The organism is Collinsella sp., from assembly GCF_052346665.1.
Lineage (GTDB): Bacteria > Actinomycetota > Coriobacteriia > Coriobacteriales > Coriobacteriaceae > Collinsella.
Window position 1 is genome coordinate 31,184 of the sequence record NZ_DAWDUX010000023.1, and the last position, 4,678, is coordinate 35,861.

At 62.6% G+C, this 4,678-nt stretch carries 3 protein-coding genes and 1 pseudogene; all 4 read left to right on the forward strand.

The window, feature by feature from the left end; all coding sequences use genetic code 11:
* Positions 1 to 220 precede the first annotated feature (220 nt).
* Positions 221 to 1,522 (forward strand): argininosuccinate synthase, encoded by a 1,302-nt coding sequence (locus ACT8II_RS05715; protein WP_302741686.1) that lies wholly within the window; start codon positions 221 to 223, stop codon positions 1,520 to 1,522.
* Between the two features lie 37 nt (positions 1,523 to 1,559).
* Positions 1,560 to 2,987: an argininosuccinate lyase gene (gene argH / locus ACT8II_RS05720; RefSeq protein WP_118653561.1), complete on the forward strand. Its 1,428-nt coding sequence runs from the start codon at positions 1,560 to 1,562 to the stop codon at positions 2,985 to 2,987.
* A gap of 392 nt (positions 2,988 to 3,379) precedes the next feature.
* Positions 3,380 to 3,787 carry a nucleoside-diphosphate kinase gene (gene ndk / locus ACT8II_RS05725; protein WP_118653560.1) on the forward strand — a complete coding sequence of 136 codons (408 nt, stop codon included), beginning with the start codon at positions 3,380 to 3,382 and terminating at the stop codon, positions 3,785 to 3,787.
* A 177-nt stretch (positions 3,788 to 3,964) separates the two neighbouring features.
* Positions 3,965 to 4,678, forward strand: a pseudogene (locus ACT8II_RS05730) (serine dehydratase subunit alpha family protein); the annotation flags it as partial.

The window sequence follows — 4,678 nt, forward strand, 5'->3', positions numbered from 1 at the left end:
GTCTCTGTTCGCATGGAGGTCAAGTCCTCCAAGCAGAGTCCAACTGATATCGTCGAGGGAGGGTCCGCCGCAAGGCGGATTTTTCTTACCAAACGGCCGCACGCGACTCGCGGCGCGTTTGGTGCAATGGGGACGTACCCCAATTGCACCATGTGGGGATATCGCAATCAGTTGGGCTCACCCGTTCTCAAGCCGAATGGCATATCGAAAGGATGAACCCATGAACACCGTGAACACTGTCTCCAAGGAAAAAGTCGTACTTGCCTATTCTGGCGGCCTCGATACCTCCGTCTGCATAAAATGGCTGCAAAACGAGATGGGTCTCGACGTCATCGCCATGCTCGGCAATGTGGGCCAGGAGCACGACGGCCTGGAGAAGGTTGCCGAGAAGGCCAAGATGCTCGGCTGCATCGCCGTCGAAGTGGTCGACATGACCGACGAGTTCGCCTCGGACTACATCACCTGCGCGCTTGCTGCCAATGCCATGTACGAGAACAAGTATCCGCTGCTTTCCGCGTTGTCCCGTCCGTTGATCTCCAAGCACCTCGTTGAGGTGGCTCACAAGTACGGCGCGGCGAGCGTTGCCCACGGGTGCACCGGTAAGGGCAACGACCAGGTGCGCTTCGAGACCTCCATCACGGCCCTCGACCCCTCTCTCAAGGTCATCGCCCCGGTGCGTGAGTGGGACCTCGGCATGCGCCCCGACGAGATTGCTTATGCCCAGAAGCATGGCGTGCCGGTTGCGCAGAGCATCGAGAAGCCGTATTCCATCGACGATAACCTCTGGGGCCGTGCCATCGAGGCCGGCGTCCTCGAGGATCCGTGGGCGGAGCCCCCGGCGGACATCTGGACGATGACCGTCGACCCCGTTGACGCGCCCGACGCGCCCACCTATGTCGAGATCGGCTTCGTCGCTGGCGTGCCGGCGAGCCTTGACGGGCGGGAGCTGCCGCTGGCGGAGCTCATTGCAAAGCTCAACGCCATCGCAGGCGCGAACGGCTACGGCCGCATCGACATGATCGAGAACCGCTACGTGGGTCTCAAGTCTCGCGAGTGCTACGAGGTCCCGGCGGGTCTTGCGCTCATTCAGGCTCACAAGGCGCTTGAGGATCTGTGCCTGGAGCGCGACGTGCTCCACCACAAGCTCGCCCTTGAGCAGCTTTGGGCCGACCAGGTCTACAACGGCCGTTGGTTCAGCCCCTTCAAGCAGGCGCTCGATGCCTTTATGGGCGCCACGCAGCAGGATCTCACCGGCGCGGTGAAGCTCAAGTTCTACAAGGGCGGATGCGTGGTCGTGGGCCGCAAGAGCGCCGCTGCCCTGTACGACCCCGCGCTCGCCACCTACGACAACGACGATGCGTTCGACCAGAAGGCCGCCAAGGGCTTCATCGACATCCAGGGCCTCTCCATCAAGACGTGGGCCACCAAGCAGGCGCAGCTCGCCGGTGCTGGTCAAGATGTCCATTTCGAGGTCGTGGCGGATGCCCAGTCCACTGCTTGCGACCAGGTCGTGAATTACTAACGAAACCGCATCGAGTTTACCTAAGGAGAGCGGATATATGGCACTTTGGGGCGGACGGTTCGAGGGCGGCGTGGATGTGTCCACGCAGGAGTTCGGTGCATCGCTTCCCGTCGATAAGCATCTGTATAAACAGGATATCGCCGGTTCGCGCGCACATGCCGCGATGCTCGCTAAGCAAGGAATCATCACCGAGGCGGATTATGAAGCCATCGCCAGCGGTCTCGCGGCGATTGAGGCCGAGATCGATGCGGGCGCGTTCGTCTTTGACATCAATGACGAAGACATCCATATGGCCATCGAGAGCGAGTTGACGCGCAGGATAGGCGAAGCGGGCAAGCGCCTACACACGGGTCGCTCGCGCAATGACCAGGTGGCCACCGACACGCGCCTCGCCGCCAAGGCTCTTTCCAAGCAGCTCATGGAGGCCAACCTCAAGCTTCGGCAGGTGTTGGTGCGCGTGGCGATCGATAATGGCACGGTGGTCCTGCCCGGCATGACGCACCTGCAGCACGCGCAGCCGGTCTTGCTCTCGCATCATCTGCTCGCGTATTACTGGATGTTCACGCGCGACTTCAAGCGGCTCGATGCGGCGTTTGAGGCCGCGGATGCCTCTCCGCTCGGTGCCGCTGCGCTTGCGGGCACCACGTATCCGCTCGACCGCGTGGCAACCGCTTACGCCATGGGTTTCACGCGCGTGATCCCCAATTCGCTTGACGCCGTGTCCGATCGAGATTTTCTTCTCGATTTGCACTTTGCCTGTTCGACCATGGCCATGCACCTCTCGCGTCTGGCCGAGGAAATCGTGCTGTGGAGCAGCTCCGAGTTCGGGTACATCACGCTGTCTGATTCCTTCTCGACCGGCTCGTCCATCATGCCGCAAAAGAAGAACCCCGATTTCGCCGAACTTATCCGCGGTAAGACCGGGCGCGTGTACGGTAACCTCATGCAGCTGTTGGTGACCTGCAAAGGTCTGCCGCTTGCGTACAACAAGGATCTCCAAGAGGACAAGGAGGGGGCGCTCGACTCCGCTCGTACGCTTAGCCAGTGCCTCGAGGTGATGGCGGGCATGGTGGACACGATGCACATCAACGCCGAGCGCATGCGCGCCGCCTGCAGGGTCGGTCATTTGGCAGCCACGGATGTTGCCGATTATCTCGCCAAGAAGGGCATGCCCTTTCGTGAAGCCCATGCCGTCGTGGGGCATTTGGTGCTGGAGTGCGACCACCGCGGATGCCAGCTGGAGGATCTGCCGTTCGAGGTCTTCCAAGAGGCGAGCCCGTTGTTCGCGCCCGACATTACCTCGGCACTCGATATCGATGCAATTGTCGCCGCGCGCACCACGGAGGGCGGGACGTCGCCTTCCGCGGTGAAGGAACAGCTCAAGTTCGTTCGCACGTCGCTCGTGGGCGACGAGGCGCGCGTGGGCGGTCTGGGCTATGTAGTCTCCATGGGTGCGGGCGCGTAGGGACCCTTGGGCTCCGGTTGAAGGCGCGGTTGCGGCCCCTGATGCCGCTCTCGCTGGCCACCCGACCGAGGCCGCGCCTCCGTCGGGTGGCAATTGCGGCAAGACACCAGCTCCGGGTGGTCGCTGCGTCCCGGATACCGATGCGACCCGGATGGCGCCTCTGCCCGAACACCGTTGCGGTTTGGACGTCGTTGCTGCATCGAGAGTTAACTCTCGATGGTGATTTCCCGCAGATAGCTGAATTGAAGCGTTCCAAAGTGAACTTTGGGAGAGGGTGGAGAATCGTCAAGGGTGGCATGGGGTAAGATGAGGCCAGCGCGTCGCCGTCAATGAAGGCTCCTCATGGGTGCCCGACCTGCGCGCACCGTTGATACCTGTTGAAAGGGGACGTCATGCCCGCTATGGAGCAGACCTTCATCATGATTAAGCCCGATGCCGTGCGTGACCGCAAGACCGGGCTCATCATCGACCGCATCGAGCGCTCCGGTCTTACCATCGAGAAGATGGAGAAGTGCGTGCTCGACGACGAGACCGTCAAGGTCCACTACGCCCACCTCGCCGACAAGCCGTTCTTCCCCAATCTCGTCGCGTTCATGACGAGCGGTCCCGTGGTCAAGATGGTCGTCTCGGGCCTCTCCGCAGTCTCCAAGATGCGCACGCTCATGGGCGCCACCAACCCGCTTGACGCCGCGCCCGGCACCATCCGCGGTGACTTCGCCGTCGATGTGAACGCCAACGTCATCCACGGTTCCGATTCGCTGGAGAACGCCGCCATCGAGATCGAGCGCTTCTTCGGCTAGTTTCCCAGTTGGAGACGTAGTCCAATTGCAAGCCGTGTCGGGGGTCGAATCGCACGGTACCCCCTAACGACCCCGCGCCATCTGCCTAACGGCGGACGGCGCGGGGTTTGTTATGGCGCGGAGCCGCTCGGGTTCGCTACACTGAAGAGCATCGGACATACGAACGAGGGGGTTCCCGTGGCAGAGAAGAGCGTAGACGAGATGACGGTTGAGGATCGCGACGCCGCGTTGGGCGACCTGTTGAACGGCGAACTCATCTGCGCGCTGGGATGCACGGAGCCGATTGCGCTGGCGTATGCCGCCGCCCTTGCGCGCCTGGTGCTCGGCTGCGAGCCCGAGAAACTCACGGTGGGCTGTTCGGGCAACATCATCAAGAACGTTAAGAGCGTCACGGTTCCCAACTCGGGCGGCATGCGCGGGGTCGAGGCTGCTGCGGTCTTGGGCGCCGTGGGCGGTGACGCCTCGGCCGCCCTTGAGACGCTCGAGGGTGTTACCAATGCCGACATCGTCCGCACGCGCGAGCTGCTCGCCCGAGAGGGCTATACTGATATCTCCCTCATCGAGGGCGTGCCCAATCTGTATATCGAGGTGCGCGCCGAGGCTCTCGGGCATGCGGCGGAGGTCGCCATCTCGGAGCACCACACCAACGTTGTCCGCTGTACGCGCGACGGCGTACCCGCGATCCAATTGTGCCCCGCCGCGCGAGCCGAGCGTGACGTCGAGGACGCGTGCTCGGGGACGTGCGCGCTCATGAGTGCCGTCTCGGTTCAGGAGGCTGCTGAGGACGAGTCCCAGACGGCTCCGGTGCCGGGGCTGTCGCTCGACGTCATCCTCGATTACGTTGAGTCGGGCGATATCTCGCATGCGCGTGCCTCTCTTGAACGCCAGCTC